The 16,348-nt window shown below is 62.0% G+C and carries 13 protein-coding genes and 1 pseudogene; 6 read left to right on the top strand and 8 right to left on the bottom strand.

From position 1 onward, the window contains the following. The 5 genes from pilQ to ACIOUG_RS25000 form a co-directional block, all read right to left on the bottom strand. Window positions 1-2,011, bottom strand: a 2,011-nt coding sequence (pilQ, locus tag ACIOUG_RS25020) for a type IV pilus secretin PilQ (RefSeq protein ID WP_401069566.1), incomplete at its 3' end; no start/stop codon positions are given. Window positions 2,012-2,024: 13 nt separating this feature from the next. Continuing rightward, window positions 2,025-2,552, bottom strand: a complete 528-nt coding sequence (locus ACIOUG_RS25015) for a pilus assembly protein PilP (protein WP_401069563.1) — start codon at window positions 2,550-2,552, stop codon at window positions 2,025-2,027. Then, entirely contained in the window at window positions 2,549-3,172 is a 624-nt protein-coding gene (gene pilO / locus ACIOUG_RS25010) for a type 4a pilus biogenesis protein PilO (protein ID WP_401069561.1), read from the bottom strand. Before pilO ends, ACIOUG_RS25015 begins: the two co-directional genes overlap by 4 nt. Next, on the bottom strand, window positions 3,169-3,735 hold the full coding sequence (locus ACIOUG_RS25005) for a PilN domain-containing protein (protein ID WP_401069558.1): 567 nt from the start codon (window positions 3,733-3,735) through the stop codon (window positions 3,169-3,171). The genes pilO and ACIOUG_RS25005 overlap by 4 nt, the downstream gene beginning before the upstream one ends. Next, window positions 3,735-4,799, bottom strand: a complete 1,065-nt coding sequence (locus ACIOUG_RS25000) for a pilus assembly protein PilM (protein WP_401069555.1) — start codon at window positions 4,797-4,799, stop codon at window positions 3,735-3,737. The genes ACIOUG_RS25005 and ACIOUG_RS25000 overlap by 1 nt, the downstream gene beginning before the upstream one ends. Before the next feature lie 219 nt (window positions 4,800-5,018). On the opposite strand from ACIOUG_RS25000, the gene ACIOUG_RS24995 reads away from it, so the two are divergent. Continuing rightward, window positions 5,019-7,463 carry a penicillin-binding protein 1A gene (locus ACIOUG_RS24995; RefSeq protein ID WP_401069569.1) on the top strand — a complete coding sequence of 815 codons (2,445 nt, stop codon included), beginning with the start codon at window positions 5,019-5,021 and terminating at the stop codon, window positions 7,461-7,463. 211 nt (window positions 7,464-7,674) lie between these two features. On the opposite strand, the gene ACIOUG_RS24990 is transcribed toward ACIOUG_RS24995, so the two are convergent. The 3 genes from ACIOUG_RS24990 to rpmE all read right to left on the bottom strand — a co-directional run bounded on the left by ACIOUG_RS24990 (window position 7,675) and on the right by rpmE (window position 10,166). Next, window positions 7,675-8,943: a malic enzyme-like NAD(P)-binding protein gene (locus tag ACIOUG_RS24990; RefSeq protein WP_003220889.1), complete on the bottom strand. Its 1,269-nt coding sequence runs from the start codon at window positions 8,941-8,943 to the stop codon at window positions 7,675-7,677. 183 nt (window positions 8,944-9,126) lie between these two features. After that, window positions 9,127-9,909, bottom strand: a complete 783-nt coding sequence (locus tag ACIOUG_RS24985) for a thermonuclease family protein (protein ID WP_401069552.1) — start codon at window positions 9,907-9,909, stop codon at window positions 9,127-9,129. 41 nt (window positions 9,910-9,950) lie between these two features. After that, window positions 9,951-10,166 carry a 50S ribosomal protein L31 gene (rpmE, locus tag ACIOUG_RS24980; RefSeq protein ID WP_007968345.1) on the bottom strand — a complete coding sequence of 72 codons (216 nt, stop codon included), beginning with the start codon at window positions 10,164-10,166 and terminating at the stop codon, window positions 9,951-9,953. A gap of 285 nt (window positions 10,167-10,451) precedes the next feature. Here rpmE and ACIOUG_RS24975 point away from each other — a divergent pair, with 285 nt between their 5' ends. The 5 genes and pseudogenes from ACIOUG_RS24975 to hslU all read left to right on the top strand — a co-directional run. Continuing rightward, window positions 10,452-12,671, top strand: coding sequence for a primosomal protein N' (locus ACIOUG_RS24975; RefSeq protein ID WP_401069549.1), 2,220 nt, complete (start codon window positions 10,452-10,454; stop codon window positions 12,669-12,671). Between the two features lie 239 nt (window positions 12,672-12,910). Next, entirely contained in the window at window positions 12,911-14,647 is a 1,737-nt protein-coding gene (gene argS, locus ACIOUG_RS24970) for an arginine--tRNA ligase (protein ID WP_401069546.1), read from the top strand. Window position 14,648: 1 nt separating this feature from the next. After that, on the top strand, window positions 14,649-15,356 hold the full coding sequence (locus ACIOUG_RS24965; RefSeq protein WP_401069543.1) for an SPOR domain-containing protein: 708 nt from the start codon (window positions 14,649-14,651) through the stop codon (window positions 15,354-15,356). A 219-nt stretch (window positions 15,357-15,575) separates the two neighbouring features. Next, on the top strand, window positions 15,576-16,112 hold the full coding sequence (gene hslV, locus ACIOUG_RS24960; RefSeq protein ID WP_003220875.1) for an ATP-dependent protease subunit HslV: 537 nt from the start codon (window positions 15,576-15,578) through the stop codon (window positions 16,110-16,112). 49 nt (window positions 16,113-16,161) lie between these two features. After that, window positions 16,162-16,348, top strand: a pseudogene (gene hslU / locus ACIOUG_RS24955) (HslU--HslV peptidase ATPase subunit); the annotation flags it as partial.

Below are 16,348 nucleotides of genomic sequence, written 5' to 3'. Positions count from 1 at the left end.
CGTTTTTTTTCTCCGAAACCACATCACGCCGTAAAAGGCGGCCAAGATACGGCACATCGCCAAGAAATGGCACCTTATCTACGACCTTGCTTTGAGTTTTTGAGAAAACGCCCCCAATCACGATGGTCTCGCCGTCGTTCACCAGCACCTTGGCGTTGACCTCGTTCTTCTTGATCGGCGGCACATCCTGCACCTTGTTCAGGTAGTCCGGTTCGTCCTTGGTGACCTTGACCTCCATGATGATGCGGTTGTCGGGGGTGATCTGCGGGGTCACTTCCAGCGACAGCGAAGCCTCCTTGAACGACACCGACGTCGCGCCGCTGGAGCTGGCTTCCTGATACGGAATCTCGGTGCCCTTGAGGATCTTCGCGGTCTCCTTGTCGGAAGTCACCACTTTCGGCTGCGAGACGATTTCACCGTTGCCGGTCTTCTCCATGGCGGTCAGCTCAAGATCGAGCAACACGTTGTCAGTGATGAAGGCGATGCCGATCCCCGAGGTATTACCCACCGTGCCCATATCGACAAACGGCGAGTTGGTGCTGGTACTGCCCGGTGTGCCGATGGTGGTCGACGAGCCATTGCTGACTCCGGAGGTGTTCCAGTTGCCCTTGTTCTGGATCGAGCCGCCCCAGCGCACGCCCAGACTCTTGTCGTAATCGACGTTGGCTTCGACGATCCGCGCCTCGATCATCACCTGACGCACCGGAATATCCAGCTGTGCCACGATCCGCCGCAGTTCATCGAGGCGATCCTGGGTCTGGTAGGCAATGATGTTGTTGGTGCGCTCGTCGACGGTGATCGAGCCGCGCTCGTCGATTTTCGCCTCGGCGCTGGTCACCGACTGGAACAGCTTGGCGATGTCCGCCGCCTTGGCGTAGTTCACTTGCAGCAGCTCGCGGCGCAACGGTGCCAGTTCGGCGATCTGTTTCTGCGACTCCAGCTCCTGGCGCTCGCGGGCAGCGATTTCGTCGGCCGGCGCCACCAGCAACACGTTGCCGATCTTGCGTTTATCCAGGCCCTTGGTTTTCAGCACCAGATCCAGCGCCTGATCCCACGGCACGTTTTGCAGGCGCAAGGTGATCCCGCCCTGCACCGTGTCGCTGGCCACCAGATTGAGGTTGGTGAAATCGGCGATCAGTTGCAGCACCGAACGCACGTCAATGTCCTGAAAATTCAGCGAAAGCTTTTCGCCGCTGTAGCTGTTGCGGTCGGCGTTGCGCTTTTGCAGGTCATCGACCGTCATCGGGCGAATGCTGACCGTCAGCTTGTTGTCGGTCTGGTAGGTGGAATAGTCGAACGTGCCACTGGGTTCGACGGTGATGACCGCACGATCACCGCTGGCGGCGGCATTGACGAACTGCACCGGGGTGGCGAAATCCTTGACGTCGAGGCGTACCCGCAGCCTGTCGGGTAACTGGGTGCGGGCAAAACTGAGGATGATCTTGCCGTCATGCTCCTGAATGTCCGGGGCGATAGTCGGGTCCGACAGGTCGATGACCACGTTGCCCTCCCCCGCAGTGCCACGCTGGAAGTCGACGCCACGAATGGTCTTGGCAACGGGGGCGTAAGCCTTCGCCGGAGCCGCGACCGGTCGTGGCGCAACAGCGGCTGGCCGTGGCGCAGCAGGCTTGGCACCTTGCCCGACCACCACGAACAGGTTGTTGCCCTCGACCCGCGAGGTGTAGGGCGTCAGTTGCGTCAGGCTGATGATCAGGCGCGTGCGGTCGTTGGCTTCGACCACCGTCGCGGTTCGCGCGTTGCCGCTACCCAGATCGCGAGTCTTGCTCGTCAGCTGGCTGGCGACACCCGGCAGATCCAGAGCGATTCGCGCCGGCGATTCGGTGGTGTAGCCCTTGGGCTGCGGTGGCGGGCCGTCGAACGACAGCTTCAACTCGATGCGGTCACCCGGCAACGCCGCGACATCCAGCGCCTTGAGGCTGGCCGCGTGAACCATCGGTGAAAGCAGCGCTATCCATAGCGAAAAACCGAGGGTGGAGAAAATCCTGTTCATTGTTCGACTTCCACTATGAGTGCTCTTTCAAAGGAATGGTGCGCGGACGCTCCAGCCAGGCGCCTTCGCCGTCGGGCACGATCTCGACCACATCGACCTGCGTGGCGCTGATGGCGACGATGCGCCCGTCGTTGCGCCCCAGGTAGTCGCCGACCTTCAACCGATGCACCGCACCCGCCCCGCGCAGCAGAGCAAAGGAGCCGGAGGCATTGGAGATCGTGCCGACCATTTCAAACTGCTCGATGTTGAAACCTTCGAGGTATTGCTTGACCCGATTGGGGTCGGGTTTGACGTTGCGCGAACCACGCTGCTGCCCGGCCAGATCGACGCGCACCTGGCGCGAGAACGGGCTGCGCAGGTTGGCCGCGCTGTAGGTAAAGGTGGGATAGGAATGAAAGGTCGGCGTCGGCTCGATCCGGCCGGCCGGGCGCAGACGCACTTCGTTCATGTAGGCATCGAGGTCACTGAACTCGTCACTGCTGCCGCAACCACTGAGGCCGAGCACCAGCACCGACAGGGCGAAATAACGCAACGGGGTCATTTGTCCAACCCCTTGTCGTTATAGCGGTAAGTCTTGGCGAGGATGCTCATGCGCAGCTTCGTCCCGCCGTCAGGGTTGGCAGGCGCCAGTTCGAAATCGTGCAAGGTGACGATCCGTGGCAAACCGGCGACGCCACTGACGAAAGTGGCGAGGTCGTGGTAAGCCCCGGTGACGGTGATCTGGATCGGCAACTCGATGTAGAACGGCTGTGTCACCTCCGGCAGCAGCTTGATCTCTTCGAATTCAAGACCGCTGCCCAGCCCGGTACGGGTAATGTCCTCGAGCAATCCCGGGACTTCGGTGTCGCTGGGCAACTGCCGCAGGAGCACGCCGAAGGAGTTTTCCATCTCCTTCATCTGCTGGGTGTACAGCTCCAGGTTGGCGGCCATGTGCGCCTTGCTGGCGAACTGCTCCTTCAAGGTGTCTTCTTCCTGACGCTTGGCTTCCAGCTGGTTTTCCATGTCGCTGATGAAAAAGTTATAGCCAAGCGCCAACACCAGCACCATCAACAATGCCCCCGCCATGGCTTTCACCGCGGCCGGCCAGGAACCGATATTGCTGGTGTCCAGATCGTTGAAGTCGATGTTGCGCAGACTTTGCAGCCATTCGGACGGCTTCATTTGTCGCCCTCCGTCACGGCTGGCTGGGTCTGACGAACGGTCAGCTGAAAGACGTTGGCCTGATCCACCTGACCGGCGGTCGTCGCTTTCACCTCGTTGAGGCTCGGCGCATCAAACCAGTCAGAGGCATCCAGATTGCGCATCAGCTCCGAAACGCGGTTGTTCGACTCCGCCGCGCCGCTGATCGACAGCGTCTTGCCGACCAGCTTCACGCTGGTGAAATACACCCCGTCCGGCAACGTGCGCGCCAGTTGGTCGAAGATCCGCCCGCTGATCTGCCGGTTGCCCTGCAGGTCCTGGATGATGCGCATGCGTTCGACCAGTTGCTGACGCCGCGCCTTGAGCTCGCTGATCTGTTTGATCCGTTCGTCGACCACGGCGATCTGTTTGCCGATGTAGGCATTGCGCGCTTCCTGGCGTTCGATGGCGGAACTGACGATCTGCTCGGCAATGAACACGGCGCCCACCGAACCGGCCAGCACCCCGATCATGATCAGCAGGAAGCGTTTGCGCCGCTCTTCGCGGCGCTCCTCACGCCAGGGAAGTAAGTTGATCCGCGCCATCAGTCGAAACTCCTGAGCGCGAGCCCGCAGGCAATCATCAGGGCCGGCGCGTCACTGGCCAGGGCCCCGGCGTTGACCTTGCTGCTCAAGGCCATGTCGGCAAACGGGTTGGCGACCTGGGTCGGGGTGCCCAGACGCTGCTCGATCAGCCGATCCAGCCCCGGCACCGACGCCGTGCCGCCGGCCAGCAGAATGTTATCGACCGCGTTGTACTGCCCGGAGGCAAAGAAGAACTGCAGCGAGCGCGAGACCTGCTGCACCAGGGCCTCGCGGAACGGCTGCAACACCTCGCTGACATAGTCGTCAGGCAGACCGCCCTGCTTTTTCGCCAGCCCGGCCTGCTCGACGGTCAGGCCGTAGCGGCGCTGGATTTCCTCGGTCAGTTGCCGGCCACCAAACAGTTGCTCGCGGGTATAGATGATGCGGCCGTTGTGCAAGACGCTGAGGGTGGTCATGGTTGCGCCGATGTCCACCACTGCTACGGTGAGGCGTTCCTGCGAGGCTGCCAGCTGGCTGGCGAGCAGGCCGAACGAGCGCTCCAGCGCATAGGCCTCGACATCGACCACGCGTGCGGTCAGCCCGGCCAGGGCCAGCGCTGCCTCGCGGACTTCGACGTTTTCCTTGCGACAGGCGGCCAGCAGCACATTGACCCGCTCGGGGTTGCGCGGCGACACGCCCTGGACTTCGAAGTCGATGGCGACTTCGTCCAGTGGATAGGGAATGTATTGGTCGGCCTCGATTTTGAGCTGGTTTTCCAGCTCGTCGTCGGTCAGCCCGGCGTCCATCTCGATGATTTTGGTGATCACCGCAGAACCGGCCACCGCCACCGCCACGCTCTTGAGCCCGGTGCGCGCCTTGACCAGGACCCGGGACAAGGCATGGCCCACGCCTTCGAGCTCGGCGATGTTCTTTTCGACCACGGCATTGGGCGGCAGCGGCTCCACCGCGTAGGCCTCGACCCGGTAGCGGTCACCCTGACGGCTCAGTTCCAGCAGCTTCACCGAAGTGGAGCTGATGTCGATCCCCAGTAACGTATTGGTCTTTTTATTGAAGAGTCCCAGCACTACCAATTCCCTATGACTTTCCGTGAGTTACGGACTCTGTAATATGCATTGCGTTCCTTCACCCCGCCTTGACAGAAGCGCAAATGACGCCCCCAGCAGAAAAGTGCTTATAATGCCCAGCGTTTTTTTCTGCTTTTTACTGCCGGCGCGGGCCGTTCTGTGTGTTACCGGAACCCTGTCGCCACATTCATTCTTTGCCCTGGATGCTCAAAAGCCTTGATTCGTCTGCTGAAATTTTTCGGTTGGTCCATCGTCGCCGTTTTCTGCGGACTGCTTTTAGGTCTCAGCGGCGCGTTTCTTTACCTTAGTCCGGGTTTGCCGTCTGTGGAGGCGCTGAGAAGCATTCAGTTGCAGATTCCCCTGCGGGTCTACAGCAGCGACAACAAGTTGATCGCAGAATTTGGCGAAATGCGCCGTACTCCGATCCGTTTCGCCGACATTCCGCCCAATTTCATTAATGCGTTACTAAGTGCTGAAGACGACAATTTCGCCAACCACTATGGCGTCGATCCGAGCAGCCTGATGCGTGCCGCGACCCAATTGGTCAAAAGCGGACACATTCAGTCCGGCGGCAGCACCATCACCATGCAGGTGGCGAAGAACTTCTTCCTGACCAGCGAACGCAGCTTCTCGCGCAAAACCACCGAAATTCTTCTGGCCCTGCAGATCGAGCGGCAGCTGACCAAGGACGAGATCCTTGAGCTGTACGTGAACAAGATTTATCTGGGTAACCGCGCCTATGGCATCGAGGCGGCGGCGCAGGTGTATTACGGCAAGTCGATCCGCGACGTCAGCCTGGCGCAGATGGCGATGATCGCCGGCCTGCCGAAGGCCCCTTCGCGCTTCAACCCGCTGGCCAACCCGGCGCGCAGCAAGGAACGTCGCGACTGGATTCTCGGCCGCATGTACAAGCTCGGGAAGATTTCCGAGGCTGATTACACCGCCGCGATCAACGAGCCGCTGAACGCCAGCTATCACGTGCCGACCCCGGAAGTGAACGCTCCGTACATCGCCGAAATGGCCCGTGCCGAAATGGTCGGACGCTACGGCAGCGACGCCTACACCGAAGGTTTCCGCGTCACCACCACGGTGCCGAGCAATCTGCAGGAAATGGCCAACACTGCGCTGCACGAAGGCTTGATGACTTACGACCAGCGTCACGGCTACCGTGGCCCCGAGTCGCGCCTGCCGGGCAAGACCCACGAAGCCTGGGCGACCGAGCTGACCAAGCAGCGCACCATCAGCAGCCTGGAGCCGGCCATCGTTACCCAGGTCGACAAGAATGGCTTGCAGGTGCTGACCCGTACCGGCGAAGAACACGTTGCCTGGGACACCATGAAATGGGCGCGACCGTTCCTCAACACCAACAGCATGGGCGCGGCACCGCGCCAGCCGTCGGATGTGGCGCAGGTCGGCGATCTGATTCGCGTGCAGCGTCAGCCGAACAATTCGCTGAAGTTCAGCCAGATCCCGCAGGCGCAAGGCGCGCTGGTGTCGCTGGATCCGCAGAACGGCGCGATTCGCTCGCTGGTCGGTGGTTTCGCCTTCGAGCAGAGCAACTACAACCGCGCCCTGCAGGCCAAACGTCAACCGGGTTCGAGCTTCAAGCCGTTCGTCTACAGCGCTGCGCTGGACAGCGGCTACACCGCCGCAACCCTGGTCAACGACGCGCCGATCGTGTTCGTCGACGAGTACCTGGACAAAGTCTGGCGGCCGAAGAACGACACCAACACCTTCCTCGGCCCGATCCGTCTGCGCGAGGCGCTGTACAAGTCGCGTAACCTGGTGTCGATCCGCCTGTTGCAGGCGATGGGTGTGGGCAAGACCATCGACTACATCACCCGCTTCGGCTTCAACAAGCAGGACCTGCCGCCGAACCTGTCGCTGGCGCTGGGCACCGCGACCCTGACCCCGATGGAGATCGCTACCGGCTGGAGCACCTTCGCCAACGGCGGCTACAAGATCACCCCGTACATCATCGACAAGATCGAAAGCCGCAACGGCGACACGCTGTTCGTCGCCAACCCGCCGACCGTGCCGCAGGGTGGCTCGGCGACCGATGGTTTTGCCGCGCCGGCGTCGCAGCCGATCACCGTCAACGCCGCACCGGTTCCGGGTGAAGCCCCGGGCGCCGCAGCAGCGCCACAAGCACCGGCAGTAGCCGAGCGGATCGTCGATGGCCGTACCACGTACATCCTCAACAGCATGTTGCAGGACGTGATCAAGCTCGGCACCGGTCGTCGCGCACTGGCCATGGGTCGCAGCGACATCGCGGGCAAGACCGGTACCACCAACGAATCGAAAGATGCGTGGTTCTCCGGTTACAACGCCGATTACGTGACCACCGTATGGACCGGCTTCGACCAGCCGGAAAGCCTCGGCCGCCGCGAGTTCGGTGGCACCGTGGCGCTGCCGATCTGGATGAACTACATGTCCGCCGCGCTGAAGGACAAGCCGCCACACGTGCAGCCTGAGCCGGAAGGCATCCTCAGCCTGCGGGTGGACCCGGTCAGCGGTCGTGCGGCGACGCCAAGCACGCCGGGCGCCTACTTCGAACTGTTCAAGTCGGAAGACACGCCGCCATCGGTGAACGAGTTGGGTAACGGCGCCGTACCGGGCAGCCCGCTGCCGGCGGATGAACAGGCACCGATCGACCTGTTCTGATCCAGCGTCATTGAAAAGCCCCGCCATCGCGAGATGTGCGGGGCTTTTTATTGCGTGAAGATCAAGATCAAAAGATCGCAGCCTTCGGCAGCTCCTACATTTGGAATGCATCTCCCCCTGTAGGAGCTGCCGCAGGCTGCGATCTTTTGATCTGCCAACAAAAAGCCCCGACTCATTACGAGCCGGGGCTTCGTTGAAGCGCTACAACGACTTAGCCGTTGAACACGTCATCCACGCTTTTCAGCGGGTAGTTCTTCGGATACGGCAGGGTCGCCACACCAGTTTCGATCGCAGCTTTGGCCACAGCGTCGGAGATCAGGGTGATCAGGCGCTTGTCCATTGGCTTCGGAATGATGTACTCACGGCCGAATTCCAGCGGCGCACCACCGTAGGCGTCGCACACGTCCTGTGGCACTGGCAGTTTGGCCAGTTCGCGCAGGGCGTTGGCCGCAGCCACTTTCATTTCTTCGTTGATGCGCTTGGCGCGAACGTCCAGGGCACCACGGAAGATGAACGGGAAGCCCAGTACGTTGTTGACCTGGTTCGGGTAGTCGGAACGACCGGTGGCCATGATCACGTCGCTGCGGGTGGCGTGCGCCAGTTCCGGGGAGATTTCCGGATCCGGGTTCGAGCAGGCGAAGACGATCGGGTTGGCCGCCATCGACAGCAGGCCTTCGGCGCTCAGCAGGTTCGGGCCGGACAGACCGACGAACACGTCAGCGCCTTTCAGAGCGTCAGCCAGGCTGCGCTTGTCGGTGGCGTGTGCAAACACGGCTTTGTACTGGTTCAGGTCGTCACGGCCGGAGTGGATCACGCCGGTACGGTCAACCATGAAGATGTTTTCGATTTTTGCGCCCATGCTCACCAGCAACTTCATGCAGGAGATGGCCGCAGCGCCGGCGCCGAGGCAGACGATCTTGGCTTCCGGCAGGGTTTTGCCGGCGATTTCCAGGGCGTTGATCATGCCCGCAGCGGTCACGATCGCGGTGCCGTGCTGGTCATCGTGGAATACCGGAATGTCGCACTGCTCGATCAGAGCACGTTCGATCTCGAAGCACTCAGGTGCCTTGATGTCTTCCAGGTTGATGCCACCGAAAGTGATGGAGATGCGTTTTACGGTGTCGATGAAGGCTTGCGGGCTTTCGGAGTCAACTTCGATGTCGAACACGTCGATACCGGCGAAGCGCTTGAACAGTACGCCCTTACCTTCCATCACTGGCTTGGAAGCCAGTGGGCCGAGGTTACCCAGACCCAGAATCGCGGTGCCATCAGAAATGACTGCAACCAGGTTGCCCTTGCCGGTGTATTTGTAGGCCAGTTCAGGATCGCGGGCGATCTCACGCACTGGTTCAGCTACGCCGGGGCTGTAGGCCAGCGACAGGTCGCGGGCGGTAGCAGTGGCCTTGGTGAGCTCGACACTCAGCTTCCCTGGACGAGGATTGGCATGATATTCGAGAGCGGCAGTTTTCAGATCAGACATGGGGGGCATTCCGCTTTTACTGTTGGACAGACTGGTCAGCGAGGATACGCGCCTCGTAATATCCCGACAAGACTGCCCGGTCACCCGTGTCAAGCGCCCCGTCCTACGACTTTGGGCCAAGAGGCACGGCGCACAAGGGCTGGACTGTTCACAATCGACAGAAAAAATGTCTACAATTTTTCTTCAACGAGCGTTTTGCAGCATAGATGGATCGGTCAACGGCAGCAGCCAACGCGGCTGACCCGGTTTCAACCCGCCACGCCGCGAACGATCGACTATCCAGCCGCGAGCCTCGATCTGCCTGCCCTTCAGAGACTGAAACCGGGTACTGTCGAATTGTCCGACCAGATTGGGCGCAACGCGCAGTACAACAGAGCCCTGCAACTCGATCCATATTCCGCCACGATTGCGCTGAACCTTGCTCACACGCCCACTGACCACGGCGAACCCCGAACGCTGGATCTGCTGCGCTTTCAGTACAGGCGACTGGCGCCAGATGCCCCGCCCAGCGCTTCGTGCACTCTGTTCGGCGGCGTGCTGACAGGCAACCAGATCGACATTCGGCGCCACCGCGACCTGAAAACCCAGGCCATCGGCGAGCATTTGCGCTTCGAGATTGGCGCCGCTGGCGCTGTAGACATGCGCGAGGGTGCGGCCGTAATGGTCCTTGGCCTGCTTGCCGAGCTGCAATCCGACCCGCCCGCCGCTGTCCGCCACCAGCGCTTCGAGGCGCTTGCGCGCTGCCACGGCGAATGGCTCGTCGCTGCGGCCCTGTTTGCCCAGTTCCGGGGTGTTGAGGCCGATCAGGCGTACACTGCGCCCGTCGCTCAGGCGCAAGGTGTCGCCATCGACCACGCGCTGCACGGCAACGCTGCTCAACCCGCTGGGGGCGGGACACAGGGCCTGGGCAGCGGACAGCCAAATTGCGGACACAAAAAAGGCGCCCACAAGGGACGCCTTTTTCATCAGCCTGGAGAAACCGTAGAGATTTTCCAGAATGACCAATCTTACTTCTTGGCGCCGAAGGCACCGAAACGGTCGGCGAACTTCTGAACGCGACCACCGGTGTCCAGAGTCTTCTGCTTACCGGTGTAGAACGGGTGGCACTCGTTGCAAACGTCGATCGCCAGGGCTTTGCCGAAGGTCGAACGGGTTTCGAACTTGTTGCCGCAGCTGCAGGTTACTGCAACTTCTGGGTAATTCGGGTGGATATCAGCTTTCATGATGTCTTCCTCATCTAGCGTGCCGCCACCCAACACTATTGTTGAATACCGCACGTAATTAGGCCGCGGATTCTACCAGACAATGTCAATCGCGCAAGCTGTCCCTGAGACCGACCGTCTGCTAGGCTCCCGGCCTCGAACACATTCTCCTGTGGGAGCGGGCTTGCTCGCGAAGGCGGCGTGTCAGCCAACATTAAGGCGCCTGACACAGCGCATTCGCGAGCAAGCCCGCTCCCACAGTTGATCTGCGCTCGCCCATCTTTTGTGTTGATAGAGACCCCCCGCGTGCCCGACGCCATTCTGCGCCTCGCCCTGCCTTCGCCCCTGCGCCGCCTGTTCGACTATCGAGCGCCGGCCGGGGTGCTGCGCGCTCAGTTGCAGCCGGGCATGCGCCTGCGGGTGCCGTTCGGGCGACGGGAGATGATCGGGATTCTGGTGGAGATCACCGACACCAGCGAAGTGCCGGCAGAAAAACTCAAGCCGGCGCTGGCCCTGCTCGATGTCGAACCGCCGTTGCCGCCCGCACTGTTCAAGCTGTGCCTGTGGACGTCGCAGTATTACCAGCACAGCCTCGGCGACACCCTGAGCTGGGCGCTGCCGGTACTGCTGCGGCAGGGCGAACTGGCCGAGGCCCGCCAGGAACGCTTCTGGTCAGTCGCGCCCGGCGCCAGCCTCGACGATCCGCGCATCGCCCGCGCCCCGCGCCAGCGTGAAGCGCTGACCACCCTGGCCCAGCATCCGCACGGCGTGGCCCACCAGTTGTTGAGCAAGCTGATGCTGAGCAAGGACAGCCTCGACCTGCTGCTGGCCAAGGGTCTGGTGCAAGTGGAGATCCGCCGGCACGCCCCCGGCGTGCGTCATGAACACTGGCTGGCCCAGCCGGAGTTGCCGCTCAATACCGAACAACGTGCCGCGTATGAGGCGATCCGCGCCGGGTTCGACAGTTATCACGCCTTTCTGCTGGCCGGGGTCACCGGCAGCGGCAAGACCGAAGTCTATTTGCAACTGATCCGCGAAACCCTCGAAGCCGGCAAGCAGGCGCTGGTGCTGATCCCCGAGATCAACCTCGGCCCGCAGACTCTGGCGCGTTTCGAGCAGCGCTTCAACGCACGCATCGCCCTGCTGCACTCGGCGGTCAACGACCGTGAGCGCCTTGACGCCTGGCTCGCTGCCCGGGACGGCGAGGCCGACATTATTATCGGCACGCGCTCGGCGCTGTTCACCCCGATGAAAAATCCGGGGCTGATCATCATCGACGAAGAGCACGACGGCTCTTATAAACAGCAGGAAGGCCTGCGCTACCACGCCCGGGATCTGGCGCTGGTGCGCGCGCGGCAGGAAAACATCCCGATCGTCCTCGGGTCCGCCACGCCTTCACTGGAAAGCCTGCACAACGCCTACACCGGTCGTTATGGCCTGCTGCGCCTCAACGAGCGGGCCGGCGGCGCCAAGCAACCGCGCTTCCTGCGGCTGGACGTGAAAAGCCGCCCGCTGGACAGCGGCATTTCCGGGCCGATGCAACAAGCCATCGGCCAGACCCTCGCCGCCGGCCAGCAAGTGTTGGTGTTCCTCAATCGCCGCGGTTTCGCGCCGACCCTGCTGTGCCACGACTGTGGCTGGATGTCCGAGTGCTCGCGCTGCGATGCGCGCATGACCGTGCACCAGCGCTACGGCGAGCTGCGCTGCCACCATTGTGGCTACGTCGAACGCACGCCGCGCCAATGCCCCAAGTGCAACAAGGTCGATCTGCGCCCGGTCGGCGCCGGCACCGAACGCGCCGAAGAACGCCTGGCGATTCTGTTCCCGGACTACCCGGTGCTGCGCGTCGACCGCGACAGCACGTCGCGCAAAGACGCGATGAATCAGTTGTTCGCGACGATTCAGAAGGGCCAGCCGTGCATTCTGGTCGGCACGCAGATGTTGGCCAAGGGGCACCACTTCCCGCGGGTCACGCTGGTGTCGATTCTGGATGCCGACGGTGGACTGTTCTCCGGCGACTTCCGCGCCAGCGAACGCATGGCGCAGTTGATCGTGCAGGTCGCCGGACGCGCCGGGCGGGCGGAGGAGCCGGGCAAGGTGATCATCCAGACCCACTTGGCCGACCATCCTCTATTGGTGCAACTGACCGAGCAGGGTTACTTCGCCTTTGCCGAGCAGGCCTTGAGCGAGCGCCGCGCCGCCGGACTACCGCCGTTTTCACACTTAGCCCTGTTGCGTGCCGAAGCGCACAAACCGGGGCAGGCCGAGAGTTTTCTCGACGAGGCGTGCAGCGCGGCCGAGCGCTTGCTGGTCGAGCAGAGTCTGAGCGGGATCGAACTGCTCGGGCCGGTGCCAGCACCGATGGAACGCCGTGCGGGACGCTATCGTGCGCAGCTGTTGGTGCAGGCGGCGGCGCGGGCACCCTTGCATCGACTGCTCGCCAGCTGGTTGTTGGAGCTGGAGCAGATGCCGAGCGGGCGGGCGGTGCGCTGGTCGCTGGATGTCGATCCGGTGGATCTGTATTGATCTGAAAATCGCCTTCGCGAGCAAGCCCGCTCCCACATTGGATCTGCGGCGCTCACAGATTATGTGTCTGACACCGATCCCCTGTGGGAGCGGGCTTGCTCGCGAATAGGTCCGAATTGTCACCACATATCCATAAGCTGCCTGCTAAGGTTGGCAAGCCCGTCTTCGCAACGGATAATGCCCAGTTTTTCCACCCGCGCACCGATGCGCCGCCGCGCTTGCGGTCGAAAGAGAAGACCATGAAAGACACCATTCGCCAGCTGATCCAACAAGCCCTCACCCAACTCGTCAACGAAGGTGTGTTGCCTGAAGGCCTGTCGCCGGCGATTCAGGTGGAGAACGCCCGTGACAAAACCCACGGCGACTTCGCCAGCAATATCGCCATGATGCTGGCCAAGCCTGCGGGCATGAAGCCGCGCGATCTGGCGGAGAAAATCATCGCCGCGCTGCCGGCCGACGAAAACGTCAGCAAGGCTGAAATCGCCGGTCCGGGCTTCATCAATTTCTTCCAGAACACCCAGGCCCTCGCCTCGCGCCTCGACGCCGCTCTGGCTGACGCTCACGTTGGCGTGCGCAAGGCCGGTCCGGCACAGCGCACCGTGGTTGACCTGTCGGCACCGAACCTGGCCAAAGAGATGCACGTCGGCCACTTGCGCTCGACCATCATCGGCGACGGCGTGGCCCGTGTTCTCGAGTTCCTTGGCGACGAAGTGATCCGCCAGAACCACGTTGGCGACTGGGGCACCCAGTTCGGCATGCTGATGGCCTACCTGCAGGAAAACCCGATCACCAGCGACGAGCTGTCCGATCTGGAAAACTTCTACCGCGCCGCCAAGCAGCGTTTCGACGAGTCCGAAGAATTCGCCGACCGCGCCCGTGGTCTGGTGGTCAAGCTGCAGGCCGGCGATGCCGAGTGCCTGGCGCTGTGGACCCGGTTCAAGGACATCTCGCTGTCGCACTGCCAGAAGATCTACGAACTGCTCAACGTCAAACTGACCATGGCCGACGTGATGGGCGAAAGCGCCTACAACGACGATCTGATCAACGTGGTCAACGACCTGAAAGCCGCCGGCATGCTGGTGGAAAGCAACGGCGCCCAGTGCGTGTTCCTCGACGAGTTCAAGAACGCTGACGGCGACCCGCTGCCAGTGATCATCGTCAAGGCTGACGGCGGTTACCTGTACGCCACCACTGACCTGGCGGCCGTGCGCTACCGCAGTGGCAAGCTCAAGGCCGACCGCGCGCTGTACTTCGTCGACCAGCGTCAGGCCCTGCACTTCCAGCAAGTGTTCGCAGTGGCGCGCAAGGCCGGTTTCGTGCCCCATCCGATGGAGATGGAGCACATGGGTTTCGGCACCATGAACGGCGCCGATGGCCGTCCGTTCAAGACCCGTGACGGCGGCACCGTGAAGCTGATCGACCTGCTGACCGAAGCCCGGGAACGTGCCTACAACCTGGTCAAAGAGAAAAACCCGACACTGGCCGAAGACGAACTGCGCAACATCGCCAAGGTCGTCGGCATCGGCGCGGTGAAATACGCCGACCTGTCCAAGCACCGCACCAGCGACTACAGCTTCAACTTCGACCTGATGCTGAATTTCGAAGGCAACACCGCGCCGTACCTGCTGTATGCCTACACCCGTGTCGCCGGTGTGTTCCGCAAGCTGGGCAAGGACTTCAGCGAAGTCGATGGCCAGATCGTCCTCGAAGCGGCGCACGAGCAGGAGCTGGCGGCGAAGCTGGCGCAGTTCGGCGAAGTGCTGAACAACGTCGCGGAAAAAGGCACGCCGCACATCCTCTGCACCTATCTGTATGACGTTGCCGGTCTGTTCTCCAGCTTCTACGAGAACTGCCCGATCCTCGCCGCCGAAACGCCGGCCCAGATGCAGAGCCGTCTGCGTCTGGCCGCGCTGACCGGTCGTACTCTCAAGCAAGGCCTGGAACTGTTGGGCCTGGAAACTCTGGAGCGCATGTAAGTTGGCTGCCAAGAAAAAACCTGCACCCAAGCGTGGCGCCAGCCGTTACCAAGCTCCTGCAAAGCAACCGATCCCGGGCTGGCTGTGGATGGCCATCGGCCTGACGGTCGGTGCGTTCATCGTATTCCTGATGAAACTGGAGCCGGGCAAGGGCAGCGACACGGTCAAGCGCGAGAAAGTCGAGCAGGCGCAACAGCAGAAAGCCACGAAAATCGCCGAGGCCAACAAGACTCCGCCGAGCCCGACGCAACCGGTGAAGCCGAAGTACGACTTCTACACCCTGCTGCCGGAATCGGAAGTGATCGTGCCGCCGGATGCCGTGCCGGAGAAAACCCTGCCGACGCCACAAGTGCCGACCACGCCGGTCACCCCGGCCGAAGCGGCGAAGATCGACACCGCACGGGCGCAGGCTGCGCTGTCGGGCATCACCCCGCCGCCAGCACCACCGGTGGCGAAAGCGGCGCCGGTGACCAAGTTCTTCCTCCAGGCCGGTTCGTTCCGCAAAGAGGCGGACGCGGACAAGGTGCGGGCGCAGATCATTCTGCTGGGCCAGGCCGTTTCGGTTGAGTCGGGCACGGTGAAGGACGAAACCTGGTACCGCGTATTGGTCGGTCCGTTCAGCAACCGCGAACAGCTGACCACCGCACAGAAACAACTGGCCGGCAGCGGCTTCAGCAACCTGTTGTTACAACAACGCCAGAGCCGCTGATTTAGCCCCGCAGGCAACACCAATCCCCTGTAGGAGCTGCCGCAGGCTGCGATCTTTTGATTTTGTTTCAAGAGCAAGATCCAAAGATCGCAGCCTGCGGCAGCTCCTACAGTTGGTCACCGCTCGTCTCCTCTCTCCGCCCCCGGTTGAAATCCTCTCCAGCACCCCCATATGAATGTGCATAAGGCATTTTCGCCCCGCTGCGTGGAGACTCTTCCCTTGACCACCATCGTTTCAGTCCGCCGCCACGGCAAAGTCGTCATGGGCGGCGACGGCCAAGTTTCTCTCGGCAACACCGTGATGAAAGGCAACGCGAAAAAAGTTCGCCGCCTGTACCACGGCCAGGTCATCGCCGGTTTCGCCGGTGCCACCGCCGACGCCTTCACCCTGTTCGAACGTTTCGAAGGCCAGCTCGAGAAACATCAGGGCCACCTGATCCGCGCCGCTGTCGAACTCGCCAAAGAGTGGCGCACCGACCGCTCCCTGAGCCGCCTCGAAGCCATGCTCGCGGTCGCCAACAAGGACGCCTCGCTGATCATCACCGGCAACGGTGACGTGGTCGAACCCGAAAATGGCCTGATCGCCATGGGTTCCGGTGGTGGCTATGCACAGGCAGCAGCCAGCGCACTGTTGAAAAAGACCGACCTGTCGGCCCGTGAAATCGTCGAAACCGCACTGGGCATCGCTGCCGACATCTGCGTATTCACCAACCACACTCAGACCATTGAGGAGCAGGATCTCGCTGAAGAAGCCTGATACGGCCCCTGTGCCACGGCTTGTTTCTGCTTGAGGACCGTCAATTACTATGTCCATGACTCCCCGCGAAATCGTCCACGAACTCAACCGCCATATCATCGGCCAGGACGATGCCAAGCGCGCCGTCGCGATTGCCCTGCGCAACCGCTGGCGCCGCATGCAGCTCAACGAGATGCTGCGTCACGAAGTGACCCCGAAAAACATTCTGATGATCGGCCCGACCGGCGTCGGTAAAA

Source organism: Pseudomonas sp. NPDC087803, from assembly GCF_044742995.1.
Classification (GTDB): domain Bacteria; phylum Pseudomonadota; class Gammaproteobacteria; order Pseudomonadales; family Pseudomonadaceae; genus Aquipseudomonas.
The sequence above is the reverse complement of the archived record's forward strand: the minus strand, read 5'-3'. Positions and strand labels throughout refer to the sequence as shown.